The organism is Candidatus Cloacimonadota bacterium (assembly GCA_034661015.1).
In the GTDB taxonomy this organism is placed as follows: Bacteria; Cloacimonadota; Cloacimonadia; order JGIOTU-2; family JGIOTU-2; genus JAYEKN01.
In genome coordinates this window covers 1-3,705 of the sequence record JAYEKN010000146.1, presented here as the reverse complement: position 1 = coordinate 3,705, position 3,705 = coordinate 1, and the positions used below count along the sequence as shown (strand labels likewise).

Annotated in this window: 5 protein-coding genes and 2 tRNA genes; 5 read left to right on the top strand and 2 right to left on the bottom strand. The window is 32.0% G+C overall.

All coding sequences use genetic code 11. The annotated features are described in order from the left end of the window. Positions 1-490 precede the first annotated feature (490 nt). From U9P79_05815 to U9P79_05800, 4 genes are all read left to right on the top strand, one after another. Positions 491-898: a transcriptional repressor gene (locus U9P79_05815; protein MEA2104138.1), complete on the top strand. Its 408-nt coding sequence runs from the start codon at positions 491-493 to the stop codon at positions 896-898. A 93-nt stretch (positions 899-991) separates the two neighbouring features. Continuing rightward, on the top strand, positions 992-1,345 hold the full coding sequence (locus tag U9P79_05810; protein MEA2104137.1) for a thioredoxin domain-containing protein: 354 nt from the start codon (positions 992-994) through the stop codon (positions 1,343-1,345). A gap of 222 nt (positions 1,346-1,567) precedes the next feature. Then, positions 1,568-2,017 carry a thioredoxin domain-containing protein gene (locus U9P79_05805; GenBank protein MEA2104136.1) on the top strand — a complete coding sequence of 150 codons (450 nt, stop codon included), beginning with the start codon at positions 1,568-1,570 and terminating at the stop codon, positions 2,015-2,017. 444 nt (positions 2,018-2,461) lie between these two features. Beyond that, positions 2,462-3,094 carry an HAD hydrolase-like protein gene (locus U9P79_05800; protein MEA2104135.1) on the top strand — a complete coding sequence of 211 codons (633 nt, stop codon included), beginning with the start codon at positions 2,462-2,464 and terminating at the stop codon, positions 3,092-3,094. A gap of 88 nt (positions 3,095-3,182) precedes the next feature. Here the strand turns inward: U9P79_05800 and U9P79_05795 are convergent. Both U9P79_05795 and U9P79_05790 read right to left on the bottom strand, forming a co-directional pair. Continuing rightward, positions 3,183-3,257, bottom strand: a tRNA-His gene (locus tag U9P79_05795). A 47-nt stretch (positions 3,258-3,304) separates the two neighbouring features. Further along, positions 3,305-3,382 (bottom strand) — tRNA-Pro (locus tag U9P79_05790). A gap of 196 nt (positions 3,383-3,578) precedes the next feature. On the opposite strand from U9P79_05790, the gene pgk reads away from it, so the two are divergent. Beyond that, a partial coding sequence (gene pgk, locus U9P79_05785) for a phosphoglycerate kinase (GenBank protein ID MEA2104134.1) occupies positions 3,579-3,705 on the top strand: 127 nt, incomplete at its 3' end.

The following is a 3,705-nucleotide window of genomic DNA, read 5'->3' as shown; positions in this document are numbered from 1 at the left end:
ACTCCTTGATAAAAATTTGAAAATTGCGGTTATATCACCGGTTTCCATTCCTGAGGGAGAAGAAATTAATTTTGTATCCGACGCTAAAGATCAAGGTGATTTCTTAATGATTTTACATAGAAAGTGATTTAAGATAGTTAAGTGGAAAATCTTGAGTTAAGTTCCGTTTTTTTGAAATTGACTTAAGATTTTCCAAGGCGCTGATATTACACTTTTTACAAAAAAATTTTATCTTGCGAAAATCGATTTTTTCAGCGTGATGTTGTTTATCACATTCATCTGCGTCGAATTTCTACTTTACAGACAGACACTAATTGCATTTAAACCGTTCCGCCAGTAGGCGTATCTATGGATAAAACGATTAGAATCCATTTTTCAAATAGGACTCATAAATGCTAATATTATATTTCGTAAAAAAACTATAGATCAAATTTGACATTCACGAAAATAAACTTATCGTATTGGTAACACATCTGTAATGAGTGCAAATATGAACAAAGAGCAAAGAGTTTTAGAAGAACATAGGATTAAACCTACATTTGAAAGGTTAAGTATTCTCAAATACTTAACCTCGCATTCAGGTCATCCCTCCGCTGGGGTGATTTATAGTACAATTAAGGAGAAAATTCCAACGATCTCCAAAACAACTGTATATAATACCTTAAAAACTTTTATAAAGAATGATGTAATCTGCTCATTTTCAGGTCCTGACGGTGAGATTCATTATGACATTCAAACTACATCCCATTATCATTTGTATTGTAAAGTATGTAAAAAATTTTACAATTTGAATTTAAATTGTCCCCGATTCGAAAACACAACTATTGAAGGGCATAAAATTGAGAACTTTCATGGTTATTTTACCGGAATATGTAAAAAATGTCTTGAGGATTTGTAAATTTAGTCAATATACAAAGAGCGATGCACTTTAATAAAATCTGATAATAATTTTGTAAAAATAAAAATAAAACTAATAATTACAAGGAGAAAAATGGAACATCTAACAAAAGAAACATTCAAAACGAAAATATTCAACTATGAAAAGAATAAAGAATGGAAATTCGCAGGTGAATTACCGGCAATAATTGATTTCTATGCTGACTGGTGTGCTCCCTGCAAAATGGTAAGTCCAATACTGGAAGAGCTATCCCAAAAATATGATGGTATAATTGATATTTACGAAATAGATACTGGAGCAGAGCAAGAATTAGCTGCAATTTTTCAAATTCAAAGCATACCCTCAATCCTCTTCATTCCAAAAGACGGTCAACCGAAAATGTCTCTTGGCGCTTTGCCAAAAGGTCATTTCGAAAAAATCATACAAGCTGAGCTTCTCAAAAATTAAAGTTCAAAAAACCTTGCGGATTGTCGAAGAGTTCCGTAGAAGATTAGCCTTCGTAATTTTTCACCAAAAACATTATGCGAGAAAGATTTGCGGATAATAAACCAACTTTAAGGTGCTTGGTAAGTTATATTCGGAGATGAAACATTTCATCTCCGAGCAGAGATTTTTTTAAGGAGAATTAAAATGAAAAAAACATTTATTACAATTGCGGTTTTTTTTCTGATGCTAACTTCCTGTTCTGCTCAGGAAGAAAAACCAAACAAGGACATCGTTCCCGAACATTTAACCACAAAAACATTCAAAGAAAAAATTTTCAATTATGAGAAAAACAGGGAATGGAAATTTGAAGGTAAGTTGCCGGCTATCATAGATTTTTATGCAGATTGGTGTGCCCCCTGCAAAAGAGTGGCTCCGGTTATGGAAGAACTTGCTGTAGAATATGAGGGAGAAGTTAACATCTATAAAGTGGATACCGCATCCGAAAGAGAATTGGCATCTGTATTTAGAATACAAAGTATCCCGTCAATATTGTTTATTCCAATAGAAGGGCAACCGACTATGGCAAAGGGTGCTTTGCCAAAAGACACGTTTGTAAAATTCATTAACGAGCATCTTTTGGAAAATGATCTAAAAGTAAAAAGTGAAAAAACCGAAAATAACACGAATGAATAATGCTTGATTGTCTGCAATTTATACTTTGTGGAACATAAAAGTGGTTTTAGGGTTGGTAATAACGATTTGAATATTGCCAACCCATTTTTCATTGAAATGGATGAGATGAAATTAGTTGTGCTAAATTAATAAATTGAGAATATTTGTTTAAATTATTGATCTAGTATTAATAAGAAACTTTTTAGTATTTCCAGACGATTTCACTCTGACTACATCTGAAAGAAGGTGTTAAAATGATTTGCTTTCCTACCAAAAAGTCATTCCGTGTTTAGGAAAATCTTGACATATAATGGGCAAAATCAAGTGGATTAAACTCTATTCAAATTATGAGAAAGTGCAATTTATAATTATTGAATTGAATTAAAAATATTATGGAAAGAGAAATAAAGTTTTCCACATGCAAAAATCATATGTTTTATCCAAAACAGAAATAGTCCTTTAACCATGAAATACAAACTTATTATTTTCGATTTTGACGGAACTTTAGCGGATACATTCACTTGGTTTGCAAATGCCGTGGATAAAGTTTCAGATAAATATAATTTCAAAAAAGTTGATAAAAGTAATCACGAGATATTTAGAAACTTCGATGCAAAAAAATTAATAAAATTTCTGAATGTACCTTTATGGAAAATACCATTTATCTCAAAATATATGAGAAAAATGATGTCTAAGGATGTTAAAAACTTGTCCCTATTTCAAGGTGTAGATTTGCTTTTAAAAAAATTATCTGATAATGCCGTAACCATAGCTGTTGTAAGTACAAACTCAGAAAATAATGTCCGCAAAATTCTTGGTCCACAAAACACTGCTCTAATAGACAATTTAAGATGCGGTGTGTCTATTTTTGGGAAAAAGAAAAAATTGAAAAAGATTATAAAAAAAAGTGGTATTTCCCCTAATCAAATAATATATATTGGTGATGAAATTAGAGATTTACAAGCCGCTAAAAGTGTAGGTTTAGCATTTGGAGCTGTATCCTGGGGTTATAATACCATTGAATCAATTAAAGCATATTCTCCGCAGGAAGTATTTGAAAGTGTTGATGACATTTTTGACAAATTGTTAGCTGGGTAATATTGAGTGGGGTTGGTAAAATTATTTACCAAGAATTGAGATATTTTTTAAAATATCACCAATCAAATCGGGAAAAGAAGTAAAAAAATGGGGTGGATGACGGGATTCGAACCCGCGACAGCCGGAACCACAATCCGGTGCTCTACCGCTGAACTACACCCACCATATGGAAAGCTATTGAAAAAATCAAAAAGCAAAATTACTAAAAAATGGTCGGGGTGCCGAGATTTGAACTCGGGACCTTTTGACCCCCAGTCAAACGCGCTAACCGGGCTGCGCTACACCCCGAAATTGAGATAGTTTTTATTTTCGGCATGTAAATTCCAGTCAAGTTTTTCAAAAAAATGCAACCCCTTTTCTGATTTTAATAATCAATTCATAACTATAGTTAAACTGCTACAAGATTTTTCAAAATAAAATTCCAAAAAAGTTGACTTCAAACGTGATACAACAATAAAAAATAAAAAAAATCGGGAGTGATATCATGAAAAAGTCTGTTAATGATATTGAAGTATCTAATAAAAAAGTTTTAGTCCGGGTGGATTTTAATGTACCCCTTGATGCTGAACAAAAAATTAATAATGACAAAAGAATAAAATCTGCTCTTCCAA

What these genes read in the sequence shown, in the direction of transcription:
- U9P79_05805 (MEA2104136.1), top strand. Translation starts at nt 1,568, where the DNA reads ATGCTAACTTCCTGTTCTGCTCAGGAAGAAAAACCAAACAAGGACATC.
- U9P79_05810 (MEA2104137.1), top strand. Translation starts at nt 992, where the DNA reads ATGGAACATCTAACAAAAGAAACATTCAAAACGAAAATATTCAACTAT.
- U9P79_05815 (MEA2104138.1), top strand. Translation starts at nt 491, where the DNA reads ATGAACAAAGAGCAAAGAGTTTTAGAAGAACATAGGATTAAACCTACA.
- U9P79_05800 (MEA2104135.1), top strand. Translation starts at nt 2,462, where the DNA reads ATGAAATACAAACTTATTATTTTCGATTTTGACGGAACTTTAGCGGAT.